The sequence below is a fragment of the Aminobacter sp. P4_D5 genome (assembly GCF_056401815.1).
Window position 1 is genome coordinate 1 of sequence record NZ_JBFUIP010000037.1, and the last position, 26,316, is coordinate 26,316.

22 protein-coding genes are annotated in these 26,316 nt (G+C 61.9%); 5 read left to right on the forward strand and 17 right to left on the reverse strand.

All coding sequences use genetic code 11. From position 1 onward, the window contains the following. The 6 genes from AC1DWF_RS10580 to AC1DWF_RS10605 all read right to left on the reverse strand — a co-directional run. On the reverse strand, positions 1–1,167 hold a 1,167-nt coding region (locus AC1DWF_RS10580), incomplete at its 3' end, for an ABC transporter substrate-binding protein (RefSeq protein ID WP_476841663.1). Positions 1,168–1,258: 91 nt separating this feature from the next. Continuing rightward, positions 1,259–2,779: an aldehyde dehydrogenase family protein gene (locus tag AC1DWF_RS10585; RefSeq protein WP_476781459.1), complete on the reverse strand. Its 1,521-nt coding sequence runs from the start codon at positions 2,777–2,779 to the stop codon at positions 1,259–1,261. Then, on the reverse strand, positions 2,779–3,558 hold the full coding sequence (locus AC1DWF_RS10590) for an enoyl-CoA hydratase/isomerase family protein (RefSeq protein WP_476781460.1): 780 nt from the start codon (positions 3,556–3,558) through the stop codon (positions 2,779–2,781). Before AC1DWF_RS10590 ends, AC1DWF_RS10585 begins: the two co-directional genes overlap by 1 nt. Then, positions 3,551–5,161 carry an acyl CoA:acetate/3-ketoacid CoA transferase gene (locus tag AC1DWF_RS10595; protein WP_476781461.1) on the reverse strand — a complete coding sequence of 537 codons (1,611 nt, stop codon included), beginning with the start codon at positions 5,159–5,161 and terminating at the stop codon, positions 3,551–3,553. Before AC1DWF_RS10595 ends, AC1DWF_RS10590 begins: the two co-directional genes overlap by 8 nt. Positions 5,162–5,165: 4 nt before the next feature. Then, entirely contained in the window at positions 5,166–6,167 is a 1,002-nt protein-coding gene (locus AC1DWF_RS10600; RefSeq protein ID WP_476788240.1) for a Gfo/Idh/MocA family protein, read from the reverse strand. Further along, complete coding sequence (locus AC1DWF_RS10605; protein WP_476781463.1) at positions 6,164–7,201, reverse strand: LacI family DNA-binding transcriptional regulator; 1,038 nt, start codon at positions 7,199–7,201, stop codon at positions 6,164–6,166. The genes AC1DWF_RS10600 and AC1DWF_RS10605 overlap by 4 nt, the downstream gene beginning before the upstream one ends. Before the next feature lie 317 nt (positions 7,202–7,518). Here AC1DWF_RS10605 and AC1DWF_RS10610 point away from each other — a divergent pair, with 317 nt between their 5' ends. Together AC1DWF_RS10610 and AC1DWF_RS10615 are read left to right on the forward strand one after the other, a co-directional pair. After that, positions 7,519–8,685, forward strand: a complete 1,167-nt coding sequence (locus tag AC1DWF_RS10610) for a dihydrodipicolinate synthase family protein (RefSeq protein WP_476781464.1) — start codon at positions 7,519–7,521, stop codon at positions 8,683–8,685. A gap of 169 nt (positions 8,686–8,854) precedes the next feature. After that, entirely contained in the window at positions 8,855–9,100 is a 246-nt protein-coding gene (locus tag AC1DWF_RS10615; protein ID WP_476781465.1) for a hypothetical protein, read from the forward strand. Between the two features lie 107 nt (positions 9,101–9,207). Here the strand turns inward: AC1DWF_RS10615 and AC1DWF_RS10620 are convergent, their stop codons facing one another. From AC1DWF_RS10620 to AC1DWF_RS10670, 11 genes are all read right to left on the reverse strand, one after another. Further along, on the reverse strand, positions 9,208–10,272 hold the full coding sequence (locus tag AC1DWF_RS10620) for an ABC transporter ATP-binding protein (protein WP_476841664.1): 1,065 nt from the start codon (positions 10,270–10,272) through the stop codon (positions 9,208–9,210). A gap of 19 nt (positions 10,273–10,291) precedes the next feature. Next, the gene (locus AC1DWF_RS10625) at positions 10,292–11,083 is read right to left on the reverse strand and encodes an ABC transporter permease (protein ID WP_476788241.1); all 792 of its coding nucleotides are present in this window, start codon (positions 11,081–11,083) and stop codon (positions 10,292–10,294) included. Continuing rightward, entirely contained in the window at positions 11,080–11,997 is a 918-nt protein-coding gene (locus tag AC1DWF_RS10630; protein WP_476781468.1) for an ABC transporter permease, read from the reverse strand. The genes AC1DWF_RS10625 and AC1DWF_RS10630 overlap by 4 nt, the downstream gene beginning before the upstream one ends. Positions 11,998–12,061: 64 nt before the next feature. Further along, positions 12,062–13,168, reverse strand: a complete 1,107-nt coding sequence (locus AC1DWF_RS10635) for an ABC transporter substrate-binding protein (protein ID WP_476781469.1) — start codon at positions 13,166–13,168, stop codon at positions 12,062–12,064. A 239-nt stretch (positions 13,169–13,407) separates the two neighbouring features. After that, the gene (locus AC1DWF_RS10640; protein ID WP_476781470.1) at positions 13,408–14,580 is read right to left on the reverse strand and encodes an iron-containing alcohol dehydrogenase; all 1,173 of its coding nucleotides are present in this window, start codon (positions 14,578–14,580) and stop codon (positions 13,408–13,410) included. A gap of 37 nt (positions 14,581–14,617) precedes the next feature. Continuing rightward, on the reverse strand, positions 14,618–16,003 hold the full coding sequence (locus AC1DWF_RS10645; RefSeq protein WP_476781471.1) for an aldehyde dehydrogenase family protein: 1,386 nt from the start codon (positions 16,001–16,003) through the stop codon (positions 14,618–14,620). A gap of 16 nt (positions 16,004–16,019) precedes the next feature. Further along, positions 16,020–16,439 carry a type II toxin-antitoxin system VapC family toxin gene (locus AC1DWF_RS10650; RefSeq protein WP_476781472.1) on the reverse strand — a complete coding sequence of 140 codons (420 nt, stop codon included), beginning with the start codon at positions 16,437–16,439 and terminating at the stop codon, positions 16,020–16,022. Further along, entirely contained in the window at positions 16,429–16,881 is a 453-nt protein-coding gene (locus tag AC1DWF_RS10655; RefSeq protein WP_476781473.1) for a helix-turn-helix domain-containing protein, read from the reverse strand. The genes AC1DWF_RS10650 and AC1DWF_RS10655 overlap by 11 nt, the downstream gene beginning before the upstream one ends. Positions 16,882–16,934: 53 nt before the next feature. Then, positions 16,935–18,305 carry a glutamine synthetase family protein gene (locus AC1DWF_RS10660; protein WP_476781474.1) on the reverse strand — a complete coding sequence of 457 codons (1,371 nt, stop codon included), beginning with the start codon at positions 18,303–18,305 and terminating at the stop codon, positions 16,935–16,937. Between the two features lie 99 nt (positions 18,306–18,404). Further along, a complete protein-coding gene (locus AC1DWF_RS10665) occupies positions 18,405–19,964 on the reverse strand; it encodes an amino acid permease (RefSeq protein ID WP_476788242.1) in 1,560 nt (519 codons plus the stop codon). Between the two features lie 18 nt (positions 19,965–19,982). After that, complete coding sequence (locus AC1DWF_RS10670) at positions 19,983–20,804, reverse strand: N-formylglutamate amidohydrolase (RefSeq protein WP_476841665.1); 822 nt, start codon at positions 20,802–20,804, stop codon at positions 19,983–19,985. A 159-nt stretch (positions 20,805–20,963) separates the two neighbouring features. On the opposite strand from AC1DWF_RS10670, the gene AC1DWF_RS10675 reads away from it, so the two are divergent. From AC1DWF_RS10675 to AC1DWF_RS10685, 3 genes are all read left to right on the forward strand, one after another. Next, on the forward strand, positions 20,964–21,791 hold the full coding sequence (locus tag AC1DWF_RS10675) for a MurR/RpiR family transcriptional regulator (RefSeq protein WP_476781477.1): 828 nt from the start codon (positions 20,964–20,966) through the stop codon (positions 21,789–21,791). Positions 21,792–22,007: 216 nt separating this feature from the next. Further along, entirely contained in the window at positions 22,008–23,156 is a 1,149-nt protein-coding gene (locus AC1DWF_RS10680) for an efflux RND transporter periplasmic adaptor subunit (protein ID WP_476788254.1), read from the forward strand. A 13-nt stretch (positions 23,157–23,169) separates the two neighbouring features. Continuing rightward, positions 23,170–26,298 carry an efflux RND transporter permease subunit gene (locus tag AC1DWF_RS10685; protein WP_476841666.1) on the forward strand — a complete coding sequence of 1,043 codons (3,129 nt, stop codon included), beginning with the start codon at positions 23,170–23,172 and terminating at the stop codon, positions 26,296–26,298. Positions 26,299–26,316: the final 18 nt, after the last annotated feature.

Below are 26,316 nucleotides of genomic sequence, written 5' to 3' on the forward strand. Positions count from 1 at the left end.
GTCATACATGGCGTTCTTCACTGCAGCTGGGCTGGCATGGCCTTGGGACATCGAGCCGAACAGCGTGCCTTTCTCGTTGGCTTCGGCAAGGTCCTTGATGGCTTTCTTGCCACAATCGTCGAAAGCCRTATCAGGCACATCGGTGCGCGCCGGCGCCGAGCCTTTGACCACGTTGAACGACGACTGGAACGCTGGGTCTTCGATGTCGGCAGCCATCTGCAGCTGCGCCTTCTTCTTGTCGTCGCCGACCTTGAACATCATGAACATGTCGGAGTTGAAGGTGACGGCGCCCTGCGTGCCGGGGAAGCGGATGCAGACGAAGTCGGTACCCGGCTTCTTGCCAGCATTGACAAACTCGCCCTTGGCCCAATCGCCCATTATCTGCATGCCGGCCTTGCCCTCGATGACCATGGCGGAATCAAGGTTCCACTCACGCCCGGAGAAATTGCTGTCGACATATGACTTGAGTTTCGCCAAGCGGTCGAAGGCTTCGACCATCTTGTCCGAATTCAGTGCAGTAGGGTCGAGGTCGATCATCGACGCCTTGTAGAAGTCTGGACCTAGCGACAGCACCACGGAGTCGAACATCGTCGACGCGTTCCAGGCATTGCCGCCGCCGACGATCGGGATGATGCCGTTAGCTTTCATCTTGTCGAGGRCAGYGATCAATTCGTCCCACGTCTCGGGCGCCTTGCCTCCGGCAGCGTCGAGGGCGGCCTTGTTGATCCAGACCCAATTGGTCGAGTGCACGTTGACCGGTGCTGCGATCCACTTGCCGTCATGCTTGGCGAAGTTTTGCAGCGCGCCCGGAATGACCTTGTCCCAGCCTTCCTTGTCAGCCATTTCGCTGAGGTCGCCAACCACGCCTTGCTTGGCCCAGTCGGTGATGTCGAAGCCAAGTGCCTGCACGGCTGTGGGTGGATCGCCTGCGGTGACGCGGGCGCGCAGCGCGGTCATCGCGGCTTCGCCGCCGCCGCCGGCAACTGGCATGTCCTTCCAGGTCACGCCCTGGGCTTCCAGGTTCTTCTTCAGCACGTTGAGTGCAGCAGCTTCACCGCCCGACGTCCACCAGTGCAGCACTTCCACACTTTCATCGGCATGCGCCATCGGCATCGGCGCGGCAAACAGCGCCGCAACAGCTGCCGTACTCATCAAAAACTTACGCATTCCAGTTCCTCCCGGTTGCAAGTTCCTCACGCACGATTGCGTGGCATAAGTTCCCTTCGGCCCCGCCTCGGGGAATTCCTCCTCTTGACCGTCAGGCCCGTGCCTCCTTCGGCATCCAGTGGCCCGTGCGCGGTCCGATATGCATGTTGAGCGTCTTGGTCTCGGTGTAATCCTCCACCGCATGGCGGCCGAGCTCGCGGCCGATGCCTGACTGGCGGTAACCGCCGAACGGCAATTCGGAAGCGCCGTCCATGAAGGTGTTCATCCACACGGTGCCTGCGCGTACCCGCCGGCCGACAGTCAGGCAGGTATCGAAGTCGCGGCTCCAAACGCCAGCCGACAGGCCATAGTCGATCGAATTGGCGATGCGGATCGCCTCGTCCGTGGTCTCGAAGGTAAGTACCGAAAGCACCGGTCCGAACACCTCCTCGCGCGCCACCGCCATGTCGGGGGCGACCGACGACAATATCGTCGGTTCCATGTACTGGCCAAGGCCGAGATCGGCGGCGGAACCACCGATGGCGACGTCAGCGCCACTGTCTCTCGCACCTTTCACGTAAGTGACGATCTTCGCAAGATGCTGCGGCGTGATGATCGCACCAACCTGCGTTTCGGGGTCAAGCGGATCGCCGACCTTGACCTTGGCGGAGAGGGTTGCAATGCGGCTGGTAACGTCTTCGGCGATGTCGCGATGGACGATCAGGCGCGAACCGGCGTTGCAGCATTCGCCTGCATTGAAGTAGGCGCCGAACACCGCCGCATCGACGAAATCGTCGAGATTGGCATCGGGGAAAACGATCTGCGGGTTCTTGCCGCCGAGTTCCAGCGACACCTTCTTCAGCGTCTGCGCCGCGTTCGCCATGGTCAGGCGCCCAATGCCAGTCGAGCCGGTGAACGACACCATGTCGACATCGGGATGGCTGGTCAGCGGCGCGCCGGCCTCGAGGCCGGTGCCGACGATGATGTTGACCACGCCAGCCGGAACGCCGGCTTCGAGCAGAATCTCGCCGAGCACCAGCGTCGAGCCTGAGGTCAGCTCCGACGGCTTGACCACCGCAGTACAGCCGCCGGCGAGCGCGAAGGGCAGCTTCTGGCTGACGATCAGGAACGGGAAATTCCACGGTGTGATGATCGAAACCACGCCGATCGCCTCGCGCAGAACCACCCCCAACGTGCCGTCGCCGAGCGTGTTGTAGCTCTCGCCATGCAGGTCACGCGCAAGGGCAGCGGCATAGCGCCAGATGTCGGCGGCCCCGGCCAGTTCTCCCTTGGCCTGCGAGATCGGCTTGCCCGATTCGATGCAGTCGAGAAAAGCAAGTTCGTCCGCCCGCGCAGCGATCATATCGGCGGCGCGCAACAGGATCAGCGAACGCTCGGCACCGGTCATCCGCGGCCAGTGGCCGTCGTCGAACGCGCGACGAGCTGCCGCAATGGCCCGCTCGGCATCGGCCTTTGTCGCCGCCTGATAACGGCTGACGACAACGCCATGTCCGGGGCTTGCGCGCTCGATGGTCGTGCCGGTCGAACCGGCGACCCATTTGCCGTCGATCAGCATCTTGAATTCACGAACCTTGAAACCGTCGAGCGGCTTGGGGCGCATCAGGACCGTCATTACCATTCTCCCGAAAATTTCGCCGCGCGCTTCTCGCTGAAGGCGGCAAGCCCTTCCTTCAGGTCGCCGGTCTTGGCGACGAGAATCGAGCCGAGCGCCTCGACGGCGGTTCCATTGTCTTCGCCATTGGCGGTGGCGATCATCAGCTTGGCGATTTCGACCGCCGCCGGACCACGCGCTGCAATGCGGTCTGCGTATTCGCGCGCCGCTGTCAGCGCCCCACCTGTTTCAACAACCTTGTCGACCAGCCCAAGTGCTGCGGCTTCTTCGGCGGAAAAAACCTCGCCGCCCAGTGCCATGCGACGCACGACCTGCGCACCTGCTCGGCGCACCAGCCGCTGCGTGCCCGACCATCCCGGCACCATGCCGAGCCCGGTCTCGGGCAGGCCGATCTTAACGTGCCGTTCGGCGATGCGAATGTCGGCCGCAATGGCAAGCTCCAGYCCGCCACCCAGCGCATGGCCGTTGATTGCCGCGATCAAAGGCACGCGCAGCGTCGCCAGCCGCTCGAACACACGATGGCCGAAGCGCACCCAGGCATGGCCGAACTCGCTCGGCGTCATCGCGCCCCAGGCCTTGATGTCGCCACCGGCCGAAAACGCCTTGCCCTCACCGGTAAGGATCGCGACACGAACGTCAGCATTGGCCTCGACCTCGTCACAGGCAGCCGAGAGCGCCTTGAGCATATCGATGTCGAAGGCGTTCAACTTGTCGGGCCGCGCCGCGGTGATGACCGCGACATGGCCTGAGACCTCGACCTTGATGCGCTGGTCAGCCATTGATACCACCAAGGGTACGCGCGGCCCTGCGCGGTAGTTTGAGCCCGATCGGCGCATCCGCAAACAATGCCGCGTCCATCAGCTTGAGCTTGTCGGAAACAATAAGCGGGAATTCCGACTGGTCGAGGATATGCGCCCTAAGGTCGACGCCGGGCGCGATCTCGGTGAGCACGATGCCGTCGACCGTCAGCTTCATCACGCAACGCTCGGTGACATAGGTGACGTCCTGGCCCTGCTCGACGCCGCGCCGGCCCGAGAAGGTGACGTGCTCAACCTCGTTGACCAGCTTCTTGAGTTTTCCTTCTTTGTCGATGACGAGCTTGCCGTTTGCGATGTCGAGCTTGGCACCGGCATTGAACATGCCGGAAAACACGATCTTCTTGGCCCGCGCCGTGATGTCGACAAAGCCGCCCGCCCCTGCCGTCACATGCGGCCGGAAGCTGAGCTTGGAGACATTGACCGAGCCGCTGCGGTCGATCTCCAGGAACGACAACAGCGATGCATCGAAGCCCGCACCCTGGAAATAGGTGAACTGGTAGGGCGACGGCATGAAGGCGTCGGCATTGGACGCGCAACCGAAGGCAAAATCGAGCAGTGGTACGCCGCCGACTGCCCCTTGCTCGATCACCCAGGTGACCTCGCCGTGCAGGCCTTCTTCGAGCAGGATGCGCGGCACATTGGCCGAGATGCCGAAGCCGAGATTGACGGCACTACCAGCCTCGAGCTCCTGCGCGACGCGCCGGGCTATGACCTTCTGGATGTTGAACTCCGGCACGCGGAAGCTGTCGAGCGGGCGCATGATCTCGCCCGAAATCGCCGGGTCGTAAGCCGTCTGCGTCGTCTGCTTCTGGTCGGGATCGACAACGATATAGTCGACAAGCATGCCGGGCACGCGCACGTCGTGCGGCCTGAGCGAGCCGTCCTTGGTGATGCGCTTGACCTGGGCGATGACGATGCCGCCATTGTTGCGCGCCGCAAGCGCCTGGTCGAGGCCGCCGAGATAGGCACCCTCATGTTCATAAGTGAGGTTGCCGCGTTCGTCTGATGTCGTCGCCCGGATGATTGCCACGTCAGGCGTTATGACCGGGAAATAGAGCCAGTCTTCGCCTTCGAAATTGATCTTCTTTACCACCGGTTCGGCGGCGGCCTTGGCGTTCATCGCGCAGCCCTGCCGATCAGGGTCTACGAAAGTGTCGAGCCCGATCTTGGTCAGCACGCCCGGACGCTTGGCCGCCGCCTCCCGGTGCATGTCGAACATGATGCCGGAAGGCACGTTGTAGGCGGCGACTTCCTCGTTGCCGATCATCTGCCAGATCAGCGGCGGCTCGGAACTTGACGGCCCCGAGGGGTAGGAGCCGCCGATGATCTTCTTGAGCAGGCCCTTCTTGGCGATGTGGTCGACGCCCTTGATGCCGCTCATGTCGCCTGCAGCGATCGGGTGCAGCGTCGTCAGATCACGCGGATGACCTGACGCCTCGAAGCGTTCGCCGATGGCCTTCAACATCAGATCGGGGCAGCCAAGACCGCTCGACGACGAGACCGAAACGACTGCGCCGTCCGGGATCAGGCTTGCCGCTTCAGCGGGCGTGATGTGCTTGCCCATCGCCTCAGAGCCCCGGTTCGATTGCAATCGCAGCACCCGTCGCAGCCGATTTGGCGACGGCAAGCCCGGTGGCCAACGACCACACGCCGTCCTCGCCGCTTGCCGCTGGCGCGCCATTGCCGGCGACGGCATTGTGGAAGGCCGAAAGTGCCGCTTCGTAGAGATTGTGCTGGCCGAGCGGCAGTTCGCGCTCGCCCTCGGCATTGCGCAGGACGACCGAGCCAACAGGCTTCTGCGTCATCACGTTGCGCGCGATCAGCGATCCCTCAGTGCCATGCACCTCGAAGCCGGTCTCGGCGAATTTGGTGGTAAAGGCGTCGTGAAATTGCGCGATGACACCTGATTTGAAGCGCAAAACGCCCATCACGCCGTCTTCAAGCCCGCGCATTCCCATGCCGCCGCTCTGGCTCAGCGCAATCGCTTCGACCGGATCGTCGCCCAGTACAAAACGCAACGTGTCGGCGTCATGCACCGTAATGTCGAGGATCACGCCGCCGCCAGCCTGCGGCTTGTCGAGCCGCCAACCCTGGAGATGCGGCGGCAGGTAGACGGCATGGAACACCCGTGCGGCCAGCGGCTTGCCGATGCGCCCCGAAGCGATGGCGTCACGCATGGCACGGTGGCTCGCCGCATTGCGCAGATGGTGGTTGGTCGCCATGACAACGCCGGCCTCGCGGGCAGCGACGACCATCGCCTTGGCATCGTCGAGCGAAAGCGCCAGCGGCTTTTCGCACAGCACATGCTTGCCGGCGCGCGCTGCGGCAATAGCCTGATCGTGGTGCAGTTCGTTGGTCGTGGAGATGTAGACGGCATCGATATCAGGATCGCCAAAGATACCGTCGAGCGAAGTGACCGATTTGGCGATTCCGTTCGCCTCGGCATAGGCACGGCCGCGCTCGGCATTGGTGCTCATCACCGAAACGATCTCGCCGCCGGTCGCCCGGATCGCGCCGATCACCCATTCCCTGGCGATGGTGCTCGCCCCGATCAGACCCCAGCGCGTCATGCCATAAGCTCCTTGACCCGTTGCGGCGCACCGCAGCTTTCGCGCACCACCAAACGCACCGTGGCCACCATTGCCTCGGCGTCGAAATCACCGGCATTGATCTGCTTGAGCAGAAGCTGTGCCGCCCGCCTGCCCATGCCTTGCGGATCGACGGAAACGGTGGTCAGCGCCGGCACTGCCGTCTTGGCCTCGATCACGTCGTCGAATCCGATTACGCCAAAATCGACACCCGGCTCGATGCGCGCGCTGCGCAGGCCATCGCAAGCGCCGAACGCCACCGCGTCGTTGAAGCAAAGGGCCGCTGTCGGCCGATCGGCCATGGACAGCATCCGCTCGACCGCCGCCACACCTCCGGCGCGCGATGGCGCCGAGCTGATGACCAGCTCTTCCGAGGGATCCAGGCCAGCTTCGCGCAGCGCATCGCGAAAGCCGCGCATCCGTTCTTCGAAGACGGCGGTGTCGTTGAAGCCGCCAAGGAAGGCGATGCGCCGATGCCCGAGTTCGACCAGGTGCCGGACCGCCGACATCGCACCGGCATGGCCATCGGAGACCACAGATGAAACTTTTAGGCCGGGCACGTTACGCGCCACGAGCACCACCGGAATGCCACTATCGACCAGCGGCTTGAGGTCGGCGGCTGTCGTGCCTCGCGCCGGCGACAGGATCAGCCCGGCCATGCCGTGCTCGCGCATCGAGGCGATCACCTCGCCCTGCCGGTCGGCGTTTTCGGAGGTATTGGCCATGAACTGGATGTAGCCGGCAGACTGCACGACCATATCCATGCCGACGGCAAGTTCGGCAAAGAAGCTGTTGGTCAGGTCGTTGACGACGATGCCGACGATCTTGGATTTTGACTGCCGGAGATTGGCAGCGCCACGGTTGTAGACGTAGCCAAGCTCGCGGATGACGGCACCCACCTTGGCTCGCGTCCCCTCGTTCACCAGTGAGCTGCCCTGAAGGACGAGCGACACGGTCGATTTCGACACGCCAGCGGCGTGCGCAACATCGACAACTGTCACTTTCGGCTGCTTCAACTCGATCCTCCCGGCGGGACTTACGGCCCGTTATTCGAGTCCAATAATTGGAACGTTCCAAACTGTCAAGCATCACGAGGCTTCGGAAGCTTGCGCCTTTCCGGCAGCGCCGAGCCAATGGTGCAACTTCGGCATCCACATTCCGAGCCCCTGTCGTGGGCGTTTGCAGGCTGTTGTGACCTTTTCGGCGAAAATTGCTCTGCGACTCCAGCGATCAAAGACTTGAAGTCCAGATGAACTCCGCGGCACCTCGATATTCCGCCTTGAAATTTGGAACGATCTAAATTACGACATGCAACCGATCAGGGGAGGAACCCATGGCCAGGTTTGTGAAGCTTCCACAAGTGGACCGCACGGTCATCGACTACAGGCTCGTGGGTACGCCATTGGAGCGACCCTCAGAAGTGCCCGTTTTCAACCGTATCGCCTATGCCGCAGCCCACGTCGTTTCCGATCCATGGGCCGATACAACCCCATGGAACAAGCCGGCGATCGACTGGGATACGACCATGGCCTTTCGCCATCACCTCTGGGGCCTCGGCTTCAGGATCGCCGAAGCGATGGACACCTCGCAGCGTGGAATGGGACTCGCCTGGGCCGGCGCACAGGAGCTGATCCGCCGTTCGCTCACCGAGGCGCGTTCGGTCGAAGGCGCGGACCTCGCCTGTGGCGCCGGCACTGATCAACTGGCCAAACAGGACGCCAAATCACTCGACGAGGTGATATCAGCCTATGAAGAACAGGTCGGCTTCGTTGAAAAGCATGGCGGCCGCTCGATCATGATGGCCAGCCGTGCACTCGCGCATGTTGCCAAATCGCCCGACGACTACCGCAAGGTCTACGGCCGGATACTAGGCCAGACCGGAGACAAGGTCATCCTCCACTGGCTCGGCGACATGTTCGACGCCGAGCTTGCAGGCTACTGGGGCAGCAGACGCTTCGAGGACGCGCTCGACACCGTGCTCGCCATCATCGTTGACCACAAGGACAAGGTCGAAGGCATCAAGATCTCGCTGCTCGACCAAGCCTATGAGGTCGAGCTACGCCGCCGCCTGCCCGAGGGCGTGATCTGCTTCACCGGCGACGATTTCAACTATGCCAGTTTGATCGAAGGCGACGGCACGCGCCACAGCCACGCACTGCTCGGCATCTTCGATGCGGTGGCACCCTCGGCCTCGAAGGCGCTTGCGGCTCTGGCGCAAGGCGATGTGGATACCTTCCGTGCCACCATCGAACCAACCGTGCCGCTGTCGCGCAAGATTTTCGAGGCGCCGACGCAGTACTACAAGGCTGGCGTCGTCTTTCTCGCCTGGCTCAACGGCCACCAGAACCATTTCACCATGCCGGCCGGCATGCAGTCGGCACGTGGAGCGGTGCATTACGCCGATATCTTCCGCCTGGCCGATCAAGCCAACGTACTCGACAGGCCAGACCTCGCGGTCGAGCGCGTGACGGCTCTCATGATGCAGTACGGCATCGGCTGACCCTTAGCTTCGCCTAGTCTAGCCCATTAATTTTTTGCGTTGGTTGGAACCAAACAGCGTCTCGGCTGTTTAGCTGTCGCTGGGGGCGGTGGCGTGCGCGTGAAATTTGTGCGTGCGGGCCTTTCGACGTGGTTCAATGAAATTGCTGAAACACCAAAGGAGCACTTATATGAAAAAGTTCGTACTCGCCTTGGCCGTTGCCGGCACAATGTCGTTTCCCGCCTTCGCCGACGCCAATGGCGTGGTAAAGGAATACAACAAGGAAACGCGCGTCATCACGCTGGAAGACGGCACCAGCTGGACTATTGACCCCTCTATCGCCATCCCACCGGAAGTTGCGGCAGGCGCCAAGGTCGATATCCAGACCGACAAGAACGACAACACCAAGGTGGTCAACGTTCTCATCAATCCATAGTCGGTTGCCGATTGCCAATTGCAGGCCACGGGCTCTGTCCGTGGCCTCTCATTTGACGGTATTCGTTCTAGTCGCCCTGCAGCATCACCGCAGGTTTGCTGTTGTACCTAATGTAGTACCAGCACATCCCCAGAGGAAAAACTGATCTCGGTCTTCTCGCCGACGGCAGGCGGAGGGCTGTTGGGGCTGTTGAAGGTGTCGAGCGAGACCATGTTTTGGCCAATGCCGACACGGACGCGGATGACCGAGCCCAGGAAATGCACGTCAGCGATCTGGCCGGTCAGGCTTGAATCATTGCCCGCCTTGCGCCCGAGCGCGATGGCCTCGGGACGAAGCGCAAACGACAGCGTGTCACCGGATTTCGACCCGTTGAGTTTGCCCTTGAGCCCTATCTCTTCGGCATTGATCTTGACCGTGCCCAACGCAGCGTCGCTGATCGTGCCCTCAAGCACATTGAGCGTGCCGACGAAGTTGGCGACGAACTTGGTCGAGGGCCGATTGTAGATCTCGAACGGCGTGCCGGTCTGGTCGGCGCGGCCTTCGTTCATCACCACGATGCGGTCGGASAKCGACAGCGCCTCCTCCTGGTCGTGSGTGACGAAGATGGTGGTGATGCCGAGCTTCTTCTGGATCGAGCGGATTTCCTCGCGCAGCGAAATGCGCACCTTGGCGTCAAGCGCCGACAGCGGCTCGTCGAGCAGGAGCAGCTTGGGCTTGGGCGCCAGCGCACGCGCCAAGGCGATACGCTGCTGCTGGCCACCTGAGAGCTGATAGGGATAGCGGTCGCCGAATTCGGGCAGCTTGATGATGTTGAGCATCTCGGCGACGCGCGCCTGAGCTTCCGCCTTGGGCATGCCGGCAACCTTGAGGCCGAAGCCGATGTTCTGGGCGACGGTCAGGTTGGGAAACAGCGCATAGGCCTGAAACACCATGCCGATATTGCGCTGGTTGGGCTTGAGGCCAGTAACGTCCTTGCCGCCGATCATGACCTTGCCGGCCGAGGGTTCCTCAAAGCCGGCGACGATGCGCAACATGGTGGTCTTGCCGCAACCCGAGGGTCCGAGGAAAGAGACGAACTCGCCCGCGCCGACATCAAGATTGAAATCCTTGACCACGGCAACGTTGCCGAAGGATTTCTTGACGTTCTGGATGGAAAGGAAGGGGTCGGCCATAGGCTTTTGCTCTTTTTGTTCAGTTCGGGCGATTTGCCGACTTCGGCGCGAAACGTGCAAGGATCTGGATCACCGACATGCACCCCCAGGTGATGGCAAAAGCAATGACCGCAAGTGCTGCCGGCTCATAGGCGCGGTTGGCACCAATGTTCTGCAGATAAGGACCGAAGGCCGGGCGGTTGAGCAGGCTCGCCAATGTGAACTCGCCGATGACGATGGCGAAGGTCAGGAAAGCTCCCGACAGCACGGCGATCAGCACGTTGGGCAGGATGACGCGCGCGATGATGGTCACCCAGCCGGCACCGAGAATCTGGGCGGCTTCAGTCAGCGTGCGCACGTCGATGGTGCGCAGGCCCGTGTCGACGGCGCGGTACATATAAGGCAGCGCCAGCGTCGCATAGCCGATCACCAGAAGCGCATCGGTTCCCCGCGCCGAGCCCAGGAACGGCAGCGGCGAGTTCGAACCATACATCCTGATATAGCCAAAGACGATGACGATGGCCGGAATGACGAGCGGCAGCAGAGTGATGAATTCGACGATGGGCCTGAGCTGCGGCATGCGCAGCCTGATCCAATAGGCCGTCGGCACGACAAGCAGCACGCCCAGGATGATCGTGAACACCGCCACCGTCACCGAATAGGCGAAGGTTTCCTGGAAGCGGGCGTCGCCGAGCACGACGCGGTAGGCGTCAAAAGAGTATTCGCCGCGCCGCATGCGCAGCGAAAACTCGAAAGTCGCGATCAGCGGAATGAAGAAATAGGCGGCGCCAACAGCAAAGACGAGCCAGGCCCAGAAGCGACTGGACTTCATTTGAGCCACCTCTCACTGCGGGTCCTGAACCAGATATAGAAGATGTTGGCGAGACCGGTGACGAAGATCATGCCGAAGGCTAGCGCATAGCCGAGATGCGGATTGTGCAGCACGTCGCCGCGGATCTGCGCATAAAGCTTGATCGGCACGATGTTGAGCGACGAGCCGGTGAACGCATAAGCGGTGGCAATGGCACCGAATGAGTTGGCGAAGAGCAAGATGACAGTGCCGAGGAAGCTCGGCCACAAAACCGGGATCACGACCATCCGCCAATATTGCCAGGTCGTGGCGCCGAGCGTTGCTGCCGCCTCGCCCCACTCGCGCTTGAGTCCGTCGATGGCGGGCGTGATGATGACGATCATCAGCGGGATCTGGAAGAAGAGATAGACAACGATCAGCCCCCACGAGCTGAGCACGTTGAAGCCCATCGCGTAGATGTTGATACCGAAGGCGTCGCGCAAGATGACGGTCACGAGCCCGAGACGGCCGAGGGTCGCCAGGAAGGCGAAGGCCAGCGGCACGCCGGCGAAATTCGAGGCGACGCCCGAAAACGTCATAGTTGACGAGCGCACCCAGGTGGGCAACCCGCCGCGCACGATGGCAATCGCCATGGCAAGGCCGACGAGAGCGCCGATGGTGGCGGAAAAGAAACTGATCTTGATCGACACCCAGTAAGAGTCGCGGATCGACTGGTCGATGAACAATTGCCGGATGTTGTCGAACGTGAACTGGCCCTGATCGTTCTGAAAGGCCCCGACGACGAGGTAGAGCGTCGGCAGGATCAGGAACATCAGTGCAAAAATGAAGAACGGCGCGACGCCGAGCCAATGGGTCGGCAGGCGGAAGCCTCTTTGCGCGTCCGGTGGCGCGGAGCGCGCGGCATCAGCCGTGGTGGTTATGCTGGCTTGGGTCATTCGTGCGCCGTCTTGAGAGAAAATACGGGCGACCACGTGGCCGCCCGTGATGGCAGAAACTCAATTACTGGACGTTGGCGCCAACCACCGAATCCCACTGCTTGGTCACGATCTCTTTCGCGGCTGACTGGTCGTCAAGCGTCGGGAACACGGCCTTTTCATAAGACGCAGGCGGCGGCAGCTTGTCGAGCATTGCCTGCGGAATCTTGCCGTTCTTGGCGAGATCGTTGAAGCGGATCGGGTGGCAGTAGCCATCCAACCACGCGAGTTGGCCTTCGTCCGAATAGAGATATTCCATCCACAGCTTGGCAGCGTTCGGATGCGGCGCATAGGCGCTGATCGCCTGGACGTAGACGCCAGCGACGACGCCCGTCTTTGGAACGACGACTTCGACCGGCGGGTTGTTGTTCAGCGTGTCCCGACCCTTAAGCGCGTTGTAATCCCAATAAACGATGATCGGCGTCTGGCCCTGTGCCAGCGTCGCTGCCTTGCCGGTGACCGGCACGAAGTTTCCCTTGGCGTTCAGCTCCTTGAAAAAGGCGAGGCCCTTCTCGCCTGCGGACTTGGCGTCGGTTGCGCCCGAGGCCAGGCCGGCCGCGTAGACGCCCTGGATCGCCTGGTTGGACGTGCGAGGATCGCCGGCGAGGGCGACGGAGTTCTTGTATTCGTCCTTGAGCAGGTCGGCCCAGTCTGTCGGCGCGTTCTTGACGAGATCCTTGTTCACCATGAACGACAGCACGCCGTAATAGTCGCCGTACCAGAAGCCGTCAGCATCCTTGGCGGTATCGGGGATCGAATCCCAGGTCGAGACCTTGTAGGGCTGGATCAGGCCGTCGGCCTTGGCCTGCGGGCCATAGGAGAGACCGACGTCGATGACGTCAGGCGCCTGCGGGCCCTTGTTGTCCTTGTTAGCCTTGATGGCCTCGATCTCGTCGCTGGAACCCGCATCGGGGTTCAATTCGTTGATGGTGATCTCGGGGTACTTCTTCTTGAAGCCTTCGAACACCGCGCCGTAACCGCACCAGTCATGCGGAAGCGCGATGGTGGTGAGCTGGCCTTCCGCCTTGGCGGCGGCCTCGAGCGCGGCGAGATCCTGCGCGGAAACGATCGCGGTCGTCACCATCAGCGACGCCGCGGTAAGGGAAAGCACTTTTCCCGTAAGCTTGAACATGTTGTCCTCTCCGTTGAACTGACGCCCTGAGACGCCTGCGATGCGGTATCGGCTTCATGTGACAATCGCATGAAGGTTAAATGAAGCCGGCGCGCGCAGTGGAAAAAAGTTAACTACTTTTAATCGGTTGTCGCAATCGTCGCCGTTGTTTACCGGCTAATTAAATTGCGGAAGCCTCCCCAAGCCCTCCCCTCTATTTTGCCGACTATACAAGTCGCGTTCGCGTTCCAGCACTAGTCTCAAACCGTCCCTTCGATGGCGTTTTCAAGCAAGCCGAGTGCTGCCTTCTTGGTGAGCTTGATCGGGTTGCCGCCAGCGGTCGGATCGACCACCGCCATGTCGGCGATCAGGGTCTTGCGTTTCTTGTCCATGTCGAGACCCTTGATGAGCCCGGGCAGCGCGTGCGGCACCTTGAGTTCTTTGCGCAGCTTGATCACCGCCTTGGCGAAACCGTCGAAACCGCCCTTGATGCCGCAATAGGCAGCCAGCCGGACGATCTTGTCTTCGATCGCATCGCGATTGAACGCCAGCACATAGGGCATGAAGACGGCATTGGTCATGCCGTGATGGGTGTCGTAGAGACCGCCGATCGGGTGCGACAGGGAATGGATGGCGCCGAGACCCTTCTGGAATGCGGTCGCGCCCATCGCTGCGGCAGCCATCATGTTGGCACGCGCGGTCAGATCCTTGCCGTTGGCGTAGGCCTTGGGCAGGTTTTCAAAGACCAGCCGCACGCCTTCGACGCCGATACCGTCCGCCATTGGATGAAACCCGGGCGCGCAATAAGCCTCCAGGCAGTGCGCCAGCGCATCCATGCCGGTGCCCGCGGTGATGAATTGCGGCATGCCCACCGAAAGTTCCGGATCGGCAATGACGATGGCAGGCAGGATCTTCGGATGGAAGATGACCTTCTTGGTATGCGTCGCCTCATGYGTCAGAACACTGGCGCGGCCGACCTCCGAGCCGGTACCGGCGGTGGTCGGAACGGCGATGATCGGTGCAATGGCGTCGGAGTTGGCCCGGGTCCACCAGTCGCCGACGTCTTCGAAATCCCACACCGGCAGCGTCTGGCCTGCCTGGAAGGCGATCAGCTTGCCGAGATCGAGCGCCGAACCGCCGCCAAAGGCGATGACGCCGTCATGCTTGCCCTTCTTGAAGGCTGCAATGCCTGCGGTGAGGTTGGACTCGACCGGGTTCGGGCGAACATCGGAAAAGACGCCGTAAGGCACCTTGGCGTCATCGAGGATCTTCAGCGTCGAAGCGACGACCGGCAGTTTTGCCAGGCCCGGATCGGTGACGAAAAGCGGCTTCTTGATGCCGGTGGCGGCAAGCGCGTCGGGCAGCTCCGAAATGCGACCGGCGCCGAAACGAACGGTGGTGGGGTAGTTCCACTTGGAAACGAGTTTGGACATGTCTTTGCTTTCAGGAAATCGATTGGCTTTCGGGAAATCAGATCTTTTCGCGCAGGTGATAGGACTTCGGCCGGGTCAGATTGTCGTAGCCGATCTGCGACAAGGCCGCGCCCTTGCCGGTGTCCTTGACGCCGGTCCACACGAGTGCGGGATCGAGATAGTCGCAGCGGTTCATGAACACCGTGCCTGTTTCAACGCGGTCGCCGATCGCAACTGCATGGTCGGTGTCTGAGGTCCAGATCGAAGCGGTCAGGCCATAGGGGCTGTCGTTCATCAAGGCGATGGCTTCTTCGTCATTGCGCACCTTCATGATGCCGACGATGGGGCCAAAGCTCTCCTCCCGCATGACGCTCATCTGGTGGTCGACATTGGTCAGCACTTCGGCCGGCAGGTAGGGCGATCCCGCTTTGTCAGCCGCGTCCTTGGTGTTCATATGCGCGACGGCACCCTTGCGCAGGGCTTCGGCCTTCTGCTCGCGGATGAAATCGGCGAAGCGGGCCTGCGCCATGGGCCCCATTGTCGTTGCCTGCTCAAGCGGATTGCCCAGAACATAGCTTTTTGTTTCCGCTATGAAGCCCTCAACGAACTGGTCATAGACCTTTTCGTGGACGTAGACACGCTCGATGCCGCAGCAGCACTGGCCGGAATTGAAGAACGCACCCTCGACGAGGTTGGCGACCGCATGGTCCATCTTGGCGTCGGGCAGCACATAGGCCGGGTCCTTGCCGCCAAGCTCGAGGCCGAGCGTCATGAAGGTGCCGGCCGCAGCCTTTTCGATGGCACGCCCACCAGCAACCGAGCCGGTGAAATTGACGTGGTCGATCTTGCCGGAGGCGAGCAGCTTCTCGGTCTGGACGTGGTTCAAGACGATGTTCTGGAACACGCCCTTGGGCAGGCCTGCCTTGTCGAAGGCCTGCTGGAAACGCTCGCCGACGAGCAGCGTCTGGGCGGCGTGCTTCAAGATGACGGTCGAGCCGGCCATCAGTGCAGGCACGATGGTATTGACGGCGGTCAGATAGGGATAGTTCCACGGCGCGATGACCATGACCACGCCGAGTGGGTCCTTGCGGACATAGCGGCGGAAGCCGTCCTTGGGGTTGGAGGCGAGCACCGGCTTGAGCGCCTGTTCGGCGATCTCGACCATGTAGTTGGTGCGTTCCTTGACGCCGCCGAACTCGCCGCCATAGCGAACCGGGCGGCCCATCTGCCAAGCGATCTCGGGCACGATCTCGTCGCTCATCGCCACGAGGTGTTCCAGCATGGCCAGCATGTACTTGCCACGCTCGGCAATCGAGGTCTGGGCCCACGCGACCTGTGCGGTACGGGCGCGTTCTACCGCGGCGTTGACCGCCTTGTCCTCGGCGATCGGCCGTTCGGCATAGATCGACCCATCGACGGGGGATTTGAGTTTTACGGTTTCCAAAACAGAGAACTCCAGTTCAACAAGGGATTGTCTTGACAAAGCCAGCCGCACCGTAAGCAAGGATTGCACGATCCCGCGTGACGATGGCCAGGTTTTTCGATCGCGCCTGGGCTATGATGATGCGGTCCGTCGGATCGTTGTGGACGCCGCCGGGCAGAAACGAAGATTCAACCAAAACCTCGCTGTCGACAGCTTCGACACGCACAGCTCCTGCTTCAACAAACTGCTGAAACCATGCAAGTGGCGACTTGATGTACGGAAGCCGGCCCTTGGCGACAAGCAGTCCGATTTCCCAAGCCGACATCGCCGAAACGGAGATCACGCCGCCATTTTTCCGGACACTGGTGACCTCGTCGACGGCAACGCGTGCCACCGGCTGCTCGGTTGAAAGCCACAGAATAAAGCATGTATCCAGAAGCAGCCCGTCAGTCTTCATATGCCCTGCCCCAGTCGGGATCGGCAGGCGCGGTATAGTCGACGTCCGGCAACAAAGTCAGCGTGTCAGCCATGCAGCCGAACAAGGGATCGGCCCCGCGCGGTGCGACGATGCGCTCTTCGTTTCCGCCCGACGTATCTTTGAAATCCAACTGAGCCTCCATAAAGCCAGCACCGAGGTGCGGCTTCGACGTAGGGATCGCAGAAACCTCCGTGTCGCTACGCATGTATAAGTGAGCAACCACCGCGCTTACTGGTTCGTTGAGTATCGCTGCGATTTTCACAATTTCGTCTGTTTTAATCCCACGCTGGCCATTCAGTGCACGCGACAAGGCACTTGGGTCCAGCCCCATCTTTTTGGCCACCTGTCCACGAGACAGACCGTTCTCCTGCATTCGACTGTTGAACCATTCCTTGTCGATTTTTGTCTGAGACGTGGACATGTCGGCCTGATTGATATTGCGATAATCACATTATCTCGCAATTTTTGATTTTATCAATACCGCTCGAATCCCCTGTGCAATTCCCAGTCGGTGATGCGACGGTCGTATTCGAACTGTTCCCAGCGCGCGGTGTGGACGTAGTGCTCGATGACGTCCTCGCCGAAAGCCTCGATCAACATCTTCGACGACGCCAAGGTTTCCGTTGCATCGCGCAGGGTCTTGGGAATTTCGGGCAGGCTGGCAGCCTGATAGGCATCGCCGACGAATGGCTTCTGCAGCTCAAGCTTTTCGTCGATGCCTGCGAGGCCCGCCGCGATCAAAGCCGCGAAGGCGAGATAGGGATTGAGGTCGGCACCGCCGATCCGGCACTCCATGCGGATGCCCTTGGTGCCCTCGCCGCAGAGGCGGAAGCCAGCGGTGCGGTTGTCCTCGCTCCACATGATCTTGGTCGGGGCGAACGTGCCGGCCTGGAAGCGCTTGTAGGAATTGATATAGGGCGCCAGGAACCAGGTGAATTCCTTGGCGTATTTGAGCTGGCCGGCTGCCCATTGCTGACCGAGCTTCGACAACGTCCATTCACTGCCCTTGTCGTAGAACAGCGGTGTCTTGCCGTCCGCGCTCCACAGCGAGTTGTGGATGTGGCTGGAGTTGCCGGCGAGGCCGTAATTGTACTTGGCCATGAAGGAAATGGCCTTGCCTTCGCTGGCCGCGATCTCCTTGGCGCCGTTCTTCAAGATGACATGGCGATCCGCCATCTCCAGAACCTCAGCGTAGCGGACGTTGATCTCTTCCTGGCCCGGGCCCCACTCGCCCTTGGAATTTTCGATCTGAATGCCGGCAGCTTCCATCTCGTTGCGAAGCCGGCGCATGACGCCTTCTTCCTTGGTGGTGATGCCGATCAGGTAGTCGCCGATATAGGGCGATGCCGTGTCGAGGTTCTGCCAGTGCTTTCCACGCGCCGAGTCGTAGGTTTCGCTGAACAGGTAGAATTCGAGCTCGGAAGCGAAATAGGCGAGATAGCCGCGATCCTGCAGCCGCTTGACCTGCTTGCGCAGGATGCCGCGCGGCGAGTGGGCGAGGTCTTCATGCGTGTGGTGGTCCTGCAGGTCGCAGAGCAGAAGCGCGGTCTTTTCGAGCCACGGCACCTTTCGGATGGTGTCGAGGTCGGGCTTCATGACGAAGTCGCCATAGCCTTTCGACCAGCTCGCCGCCTTGTAGCCGGGCACCGGCTCCATATCGATGTCGTTGGCCAGCAGATAGTTGCAGCCATGCGTCTCGTCATAGGCGGATTCGACGAAGTATTTGGCCAAAAACCGCTTGCCGACCAGCCGGCCCTGCATGTCGACGGCACAAGCGAGAACCGTGTCGATCTCGCCTGTGGCGACAGCCTTTTTCAACTGATCGAATGAGAGATTTCCAGCCATTTTTGTTCCGCTCCGGGCAATGCCACTTCAAAAGATCGTCTTGGGGGTTGAAACGAGACGTGGCCGGCGCTTGGCCGGCCACGGCCATTGTGAGAGCTGTCAGTGTCCGGTTTCGCCCACGGCCCGTTCGGCCGCGGCGATCTCGGCGGCACGCTTGGCCACCTCGTCGCCGATCGGCGGGCCCTGGAAGCGGCGTGCCTCAAAACCGAACCAGACGATGCCGGTGACGACCAGGAAGCCGACAGTGATGTAGAGCGCCCAGTCGTTGGGCGGCTGGATGCCGATCACGAAGATCAGCACCATGGCAATGATCGACAGCACGGCGAACAGCTTGAAGACGCCCTCGCCGAGATCGAACGGTCCCATCTTGTCCCACTTCGACGTGCCCCAGGCAATCAAACCGAGCGCGATCGGGATGGTGAAGGAGAAGAACAAGAAAATGACCGTGCAGGCGACGACGATGGTGTAGACCGGCGTCTCGCCGATGGAGACAAGCGACGAGCCCCAGACGAACAGCACCGCCAGGATCGAGCCGGTCCAGATCGCAGCTACCGGCGTGCGGTAGGTCGGGCTGACCTTGGCCAGTGCCCGCGAGCCCGGCAGGCCACCGTCACGCGAGAAGGCGAAGATCATGCGCGACACCGACGTCACTGTCGCCAGACCGCACAGCCACTGGGCGACGAAGATGGCGAAGTAAAGCAGGTCCTTGACGAGCGGGTTGACCTGTTCGGTCATCGCCCAGAAGAACACGTTCCAGCCCTGCTTTGCGGCATCGTCCATGCTCGGCAGCATGAGCACGAACGAGCACAGCATGATGTAGCCGAACAGGGCCGACCACAGCACGGAACCGATCATGGCGCGCGGCACGGAATGTGCTGCCTTCAGCGTCTCTTCGGAGGTGTGCGCCGAGGCGTCGTAGCCGGTGATGGTGTAGATCGGCAGCAAAAGGCCAAGCAGGAACACCCACATCGACGAATTGGCCGGCCAGACATTGCCGCCCGCTTCACCCGAATAGTTCGAGAAGGTGAACAGTCGAGATATCTCGTAGCTGTCGGCCGCGATCAGGCACACGAGCGCCAGTGCGATCGCGGTTGCGAAGATCAGGTAACCGGAGAAGTCGGTGAGCTTGGCGGTAAGGCCGATGCCCATATGGTTCACCAGTGCCTGCAATCCGGTGATGATAGCCAGGAAGATGATACGGGTGGTGGTAGTGTCTTCGAGGCCGAGATAGGTGGTGCCAAAGGCGCCCATGAAGAAGTAGTAGGTGCCGACATTGATGGCGCCCAGCACGGTGACGAGGCCGAGCAAGTTGAACCAGGCAGTGAGCCAGCCGGTAAAGCGGTTGCCGAGGATCGAGCCCCAGTGATAGAGGCCGCCGGCCGTCGGATAGGCCGAGCTGATCTGCGCCATGGCGACGGCGAAGACCAGGCTGACGAAGCAGCCGAGCGGCCAGCCGATGCCGATGGCGGCACCGCCCGCGCCCGACGTTGCCTGGGCCAGCGAATTAATGCCGCCTGAGAGAATGCAGATGATGGAGAAAGAAACCGCGAAATTCGAGAACTGGCTCATTCGCCGTTCGAGTTCCTGGGCGTAGCCCATACTGTGAAGGACTTGGACGTCCTCGCTCTTGTCTTTGTCGGTATAACCAGGTGCTGCCATGTCAGTGTCCCCTTATTGTTATGCCTTCGATTGAGCTGCGCGGCCGGTGCCCGTCTGGAATGGGGCTGCCTCGCCCGCCTCCGGTTCGAGTTCCGCAAAGATGCCCGTGAGCAAATCCGCCCATTTCCGCTGCCCGGTCTGCGCCGGAATTTCGTCGTTGCGGATTTCGATCATTGCGCACGGCAGGCCGCGCGACCTGCCGTGGTGTTCCAGGGTGAAATAGACGCGGTCGGCCGGCGAATAGGGCYCGTTGATGCCGACATTGACGTTGTCGAGTTCCCGCAGCGCCGCGATCAAGGGGGCGGCGAGCCGGGCATCTTCGTCGTGAATGATGCCGATGTGCCAGGGGCGCGAAACGCCCTTGTAGACCGGGGTGAAGGAATGGACAGACACCAGTCTCGTCTCCCGCCCTTCGCCGAGCCGTTCCGAAACGACCTCGTCGATCGCATCGTGGAACGGTCGCCATGATAGCGCGATTCGCGCCTCGCGCTGAGCGACGGTGAGTGCGGCGTTGCCGGGAATCGCTGTGGTTTCGCTGATCTCGGGGATCAGGTCGTTGGCCGCGAGCGGCCGGTTGCAATCAATGGCAAGCCGCGAGACGCAGGACTGAACCAGCGTCGCATCGAGGCCTTCGGCCATGCGTTCGGCGACCGGCAGCGCGCCCGGATCCCAGGCGATGTGGCGCTGCATTTCGGACGCGTCGAGCCCGAGCGTGCCGAAGCTCGCGGGCAGACGATTGGAAGCGTGATCGCAGACAATGACGTAAGGGCTGCGCCCGGCCCGATTGGTCACCCGGACGGCATTCGACATGGCGCGTAGTGCGGCCTGGCCCATACCCATTCATTCATCCCCGGGGCCGTATCGTATGTTACGTATTTTTGTTCATTGCGCCCCTATGGATGATTTCATACACATCGGAAGAGTTTGTCAAATGTCATTTGAGGCGCGCAACTGACTCACGGCTGGGCCAGATCGGCCACGTGCGCAGAGGAGATGCAGATGGTTTCGAGCGTTGCCGAATTGATCACGGAAAAGATCGACACGATGCCGGCCGGCGAGCGCCGTGCGGCCCAGACGCTGATCGCGTCATATCCGCTGATCGGGCTGAAAACGGTGGCCGAATTCTCCCAGCAGGCCGGTGTGTCGTCGCCGACCATCCTGCGCTTTGTTGCAAGGCTGGGATTCCAGAACTACCCGGAGTTCCAGTCGGCACTTCAGGACGAGCTGGCGGCCCAGTTGCAGTCGCCTGCCTCTCGCACCAACACGGCACAATCGCCCCTGCCCGCCTCGACAGCGCCTATCCTCGAGGCGGTGCTCGAAAATGTCCGCGAGACGTTCAGGCATATCTCGGACAAGCAACTCACCGACATCGTCGGTCAGCTCGCCAACCAGCGCGCCCATGTCTATCTCGTCGGCGGCCGCTTCACCGATCCCCTGGCGCGCTACATGGCCGCCCATCTCAATCTGATCCGGCCGAATGTCACCCACCTCGTCGGCCAGGAAAGCCTGTGGCGCGATCGGCTGATCGACATGAGCAAGCGCGACACGCTGCTGATCTTCGACATCCGCCGCTACCAGGACAGCCTGATCCACTTTGCCGAGAAAGCGCATAATCGCGGCGCAACGATCGTCCTGTTCACCGACCAGTGGCTGTCGCCGATCGCGCGGTTTGCCCGCCATGTGATCGCCGGGCGCACAGCAGTGCCTTCCGCCTGGGATTCGTCCGCTGCGTTGTTCGTGGCCGCCGAAACGCTGATCGGCGCGCTGACCCGAAAGCTCGAAACCGATGGTGCCAAGCGCATCCGCGAGATCGAGGATCTGCGCTGATCCGGCGTCCATTCCTGCAAAGATTACGCAGATTTAATGTGCGGCAGGCGGAGAATTGCCATAAGTCTCGGCTATCGAAATAGGCTATACTGCGGTCGCCTGCACGCCCTTTTTGCGCGCACAAGACCTCGAAACAATGTGCAGACGCCGCGCGCAGCGGTGTAGGTGGCACCGGATCGATGCCGGGCCGAGGGACTTAGCGAGACTGGAATGCAGATGGCCGCCTGGAAGCAGATTGTCTTGGCAATCGTCATTGCGCTTGTCGCAGCCGCTGGCTGGGTGCTGTTCGTACCGAGTTCGCGCACAGTCCTCGCAAGCTGGGGCATCGACTGGGCCCAGGCCACGACCGAAAAGGCCGCACAGACCGGTGGCGCCAATCGTCAGGGCGGCCGTGGTGGCCAGGCTCAGACACCTGTTGTTACCCAGCTTGTCACCACCGGCACCATCAACGACAAGCTGTCGGCGATCGGCACTGGCCGCGCGCTGAACTCTGTCGTCATCAACCCCTATGCATCGGGGCGACTGACTGAAATTGCAGTCACGTCGGGGGAAAAAGTCGAGGCCGGCACGGTCATCGCCAAGCTCGATTCGGATTCTGAAGAGATAGCGCTCGAACGCGCCCGCATCGCGGAGGCTGATGCCGAGGCATCGCTCGAGCGGATCAAGGCGCTCAGGGCATCCAATACAGTCACCGCCGTGCAGCAAAGAGAAGCGGAACTTGCGCTCGACAATGCGCGGCTCGCTGTCCGTGACGCGGCTCTGGCACTCGATCGCCGGACCATCAGCGCGCCGATTGCCGGTGTCGTCGGCATCCTGCCAGTCGAAGCCGGCAACTACGTCACAAGCCAGACGACGATCGCCACCATCGACGACCGCTCGCGCATCATCGTCGACTTCTGGGTGCCGGAACGCTTCACCGGCCTGATCGCGGTCGGCGCGCCGCTTTCAGCCAATTCCATCGCTCGCCCCGGTCAGATCTTCGACGGTGTGGTCAGCGCTGTCGACAACAGGCTTGAAACACAAAGCCGTACGCTGCGCATCCAGGCCCGGCTCGACAATGACGGCGACGTGCTGCGCGCCGGCATGTCGTTCCAGGTCGCCATGCAGTTTCCCGGCGATACCTATCCATCGGTCGATCCGCTGGCTATCCAGTGGGGCGGCGACGGCGCCTTCGTCTGGGCGCTCGATAACGGCAAGGCCAAGCGCGTGCCAGTGCGCATCATCCAGCGCAACACCGACAGCGTGCTGGTGCAAGCCGCATTGACGGCTGGTGACAAGGTCGTCACCGAGGGCATCCACACAGTGCGCGAGGGTGCTGAACTTCTCGTTGCCGGCAGTGAAGCTGCCGCGCGCAGCGGCTCCTGAGCAGGAGCGGCCGATGAGCAGCGCCCAGAACGAACATGCTGAAAAAGGCATCACCGCACTTTTCGTGCGCCGGCCGGTGCTGGCGTTCGTCATCAATACCCTGATCGTGGTCGCCGGCCTCGCCGCCTTCTATGGCGTCGAGATCCGCGAACTGCCGGATGTCGACCGCCCTGTGATCACCGTGTCGACGACCTATTCCGATGCCGCGGCCGAAATCGTCGACCGCCAGGTGACAGCCGTCGTCGAAGGTGCCGTGGCGCGTGTCACCGGCGTGAAGTCGATCTCGTCCAGTTCGTCCTACGGCAACAGCCGCGTGACGGTGGAGTTCAATGACGGCGTCGATCTCAATGTCGCGGCTTCCGACATGCGTGACGCGGTCGGCCGGGTGACCAACACCCTGCCCGACGACGCCGACCCGCCGCGTATCGTCAAGGCCGACGCCAACGCCGACGCGGTGATGCGCCTTGCGGTGACATCCGACACCATGCCCGTAGAGGACATGACCATCCTGGTCGAAGACCAGATCGTCGACGTTCTGGCCTCGGTCGACGGCGTCGCCGACGTGCAGATGTATGGCGACCGCGCCAAGGTGTTCCGCGTCGACATCGACCAGGCCAGTGTGGCGAGCCTGGGGCTGACGCTGGCCGACATCTCCAATGCGCTGGCAAGCGTCTCCTTCGACGCGCCGGCGGGCTCGCTCACCGTCGGCAACCAGGACATCATCGTGCGCGCAAGCGCTGCGGTGACGACGCCGGAGGCATTTGAGAGCATCATCATCAACGGCAAGACGCGCCTCGGCGATGTCGCAACCGTCACGCTGGGCGGCGACCCCGGCTCGACCTCGCTGCGCTCCGACGGCAAGACCGGCATCGGCATCGGCATCGTGCGCCAGGCACAGTCGAGCACGCTCGATATTTCCAAAGGCGTGCGTGCCGCCGCCGAAAAGATCCAGACCACCTTGCCCAAGGGCATGACAATCCGCGTCACTTCGGACGATGCCACCTTCGTTGAGGGCGCCATCCACGAAGTCGAAATCGCGCTGCTTTTGTCGGTGACCATCGTTCTGATTGTCATTTACCTGTTCCTGCAGGACTGGCGCGCGACGCTGATTCCCGGCTTTGCCATGCCGGTGGCGATGATCGGCACGATTGCCGGCATCTATCTCGCCGGCTTCTCGGTCAACATCCTGACGCTTTTGGCACTGGTGCTGGCAACTGGCCTTGTCGTCGACGATGCCATCGTCGTACTCGAAAACATCGTGCGGCGACGCAACGAAGGCATGGGCCCTCGCGCTGCCGCCGTGCTCGGCACGCAGGAAGTGTTTTTCGCTGTGGTCGCGACAACGGCAACGCTTGCCGCCGTCTTCATCCCGATCTCCTTCCTGCCCGGCCAGACCGGCGGCCTGTTTCGTGAATTCGGCTTCGTGCTGGCGATCTCGGTGCTGCTGTCATCGGTCGTGGCCCTGTCGCTATGCCCGATGCTCGCCTCGCGCATGCTGACGGAAAAGAGCATCGAGCACACCCGTTCGGGAGTAATCGGCAAGATCGGCACCAAGCTCGCAACCCTCTACAAAAGCTGCCTGCGCGCCTGCCTTAACGCGCCAGTGATCGTCATCCTGATCTCCATCCTGTTTGCTGGCGCTGCCTACATCGCCTTCGGCTCCGTGCGCCAGGAACTGACGCCGACCGAGGACCGCTCGATGGTGATGCTGCGCGTGTCGGCACCCCAAGGCGTCAGCCTCGACTACACTGCCTCGCAATTGCGCCGCATCGAAGGACTGATCGAGCCGCTCCGCAAGTCGGGCGAGATCGAAAGCACCTTCGTCAGCGCCGGCATGGGCAACAACAACAATAGCGGCTTCATGGTGCTGTCGCTGGCGCCTTGGGATAAGCGCGAGCGCACCCAGCAGCAGATCGCCGCCGACATCGTGGCGCGAACCCGCGACGTGCCCGGCGTACGCACTACGGTCGCCCAGCCCAACAGCCTCGGCATCCGCGGTGCCGGCAACGGCCTGCAATTCGCGCTGGTCGGCAACAGCTATGCCGATCTGGGTGCTGCCGCCACCAAGGTGCTGGCCGAGATGGAGAAGGACCCGCGCTTCCAGCAGCCCCGCCTCAGCACTGACGCCAACCAGCCCCAGCTCTTCGTCACCGTAGACCGCGACCGCGCATCCGATCTCGGCATCGACATCAACGGCCTGTCGCCAGCACTTCAGGCGATGCTCGACGGCCGCAAGATCGCCAGCGTCTTCATCGAGGATCGCAGCTACGACGTGAAGCTGGTCTCGACTACCAACCCGATCAACGATTCGACCGATCTCGAAAACATCTTCATCCGGGCAAGCGACGGGCGTTTCGTGCCGGTTTCGACCATCGCTTCGCTCAGCGAGCGCGCCGTGCCGCCGTCGCTGTCGCGCGAACAGCAGCAGCGCTCGGTGGCGATCACCTCCAGCCTCGCCGACGGTTTTGCCCTTGGCGAAGCACTGAAGACGGTTCAACAGATCGCCGCACCTGTGATGCCGGCGGGCAGCCGATTGCTGCCGCTGGCCGAAGCTGCGACCCTCAACGAAACCAGCGGCAGCATGCTGACGAYCTTCGGCTTTGCCATCGTCATTATCCTGCTGGTGCTGGCGGCGCAGTTCGAGAGCTTCGTAAGTGCTGTCATCATCATGGCGACAGTGCCGCTGGGGCTGGCCTGCGCTGTCTTCGCGCTGCTTTTGACCGGCACCTCGCTCAACGCCTACAGCCAGATCGGGCTAGTGTTGCTTGTCGGCGTCATGGCCAAGAACGGCATTCTGGTCGTCGAGTTCGCCAACCAGCTGCGCGACCGCGGCATGGGCGTGCGCCAGGCGATCGAAGAAGCGGCGACGATCCGCCTGCGCCCGGTGATGATGACGATGATCTGTACCGTGCTCGGCGGGCTGCCCTTGGTGCTGGCGCAAGGCGCCGGGGCCGAGGCTCGCATCGCGCTCGGTTGGGTGATCGTCGGCGGGCTCGGCCTCGCGACGATCTCAACGCTGTTCCTGACGCCTGTCGCCTATCTGCTGCTTGGCCGCTTCATCACGCCGAAGGTCGCCGAAGAGAACCGGCTCAAGCGCGAGCTCGAAGAAGCCGCCTATACCGGCGTGGAGCCTGCGGAATAACGACACAGAACTGATATT

What these genes read in the sequence shown, in the direction of transcription:
- AC1DWF_RS10665 (WP_476788242.1), bottom strand. Translation starts at nt 19,964, where the DNA reads ATGGCAGCACCTGGTTATACCGACAAAGACAAGAGCGAGGACGTCCAA.
- AC1DWF_RS10585 (WP_476781459.1), bottom strand. Translation starts at nt 2,779, where the DNA reads ATGACGGTCCTGATGCGCCCCAAGCCGCTCGACGGTTTCAAGGTTCGT.
- AC1DWF_RS10680 (WP_476788254.1), top strand. Translation starts at nt 22,008, where the DNA reads ATGGCCGCCTGGAAGCAGATTGTCTTGGCAATCGTCATTGCGCTTGTC.
- AC1DWF_RS10650 (WP_476781472.1), bottom strand. Translation starts at nt 16,439, where the DNA reads ATGAAGACTGACGGGCTGCTTCTGGATACATGCTTTATTCTGTGGCTT.
- AC1DWF_RS10660 (WP_476781474.1), bottom strand. Translation starts at nt 18,305, where the DNA reads ATGGCTGGAAATCTCTCATTCGATCAGTTGAAAAAGGCTGTCGCCACA.
- AC1DWF_RS10635 (WP_476781469.1), bottom strand. Translation starts at nt 13,168, where the DNA reads ATGTTCAAGCTTACGGGAAAAGTGCTTTCCCTTACCGCGGCGTCGCTG.
- AC1DWF_RS10625 (WP_476788241.1), bottom strand. Translation starts at nt 11,083, where the DNA reads ATGAAGTCCAGTCGCTTCTGGGCCTGGCTCGTCTTTGCTGTTGGCGCC.
- AC1DWF_RS10655 (WP_476781473.1), bottom strand. Translation starts at nt 16,881, where the DNA reads ATGTCCACGTCTCAGACAAAAATCGACAAGGAATGGTTCAACAGTCGA.
- AC1DWF_RS10615 (WP_476781465.1), top strand. Translation starts at nt 8,855, where the DNA reads ATGAAAAAGTTCGTACTCGCCTTGGCCGTTGCCGGCACAATGTCGTTT.
- AC1DWF_RS10600 (WP_476788240.1), bottom strand. Translation starts at nt 6,167, where the DNA reads ATGACGCGCTGGGGTCTGATCGGGGCGAGCACCATCGCCAGGGAATGG.
- AC1DWF_RS10610 (WP_476781464.1), top strand. Translation starts at nt 7,519, where the DNA reads ATGGCCAGGTTTGTGAAGCTTCCACAAGTGGACCGCACGGTCATCGAC.
- AC1DWF_RS10675 (WP_476781477.1), top strand. Translation starts at nt 20,964, where the DNA reads ATGGTTTCGAGCGTTGCCGAATTGATCACGGAAAAGATCGACACGATG.
- AC1DWF_RS10630 (WP_476781468.1), bottom strand. Translation starts at nt 11,997, where the DNA reads ATGACCCAAGCCAGCATAACCACCACGGCTGATGCCGCGCGCTCCGCG.
- AC1DWF_RS10595 (WP_476781461.1), bottom strand. Translation starts at nt 5,161, where the DNA reads ATGGGCAAGCACATCACGCCCGCTGAAGCGGCAAGCCTGATCCCGGAC.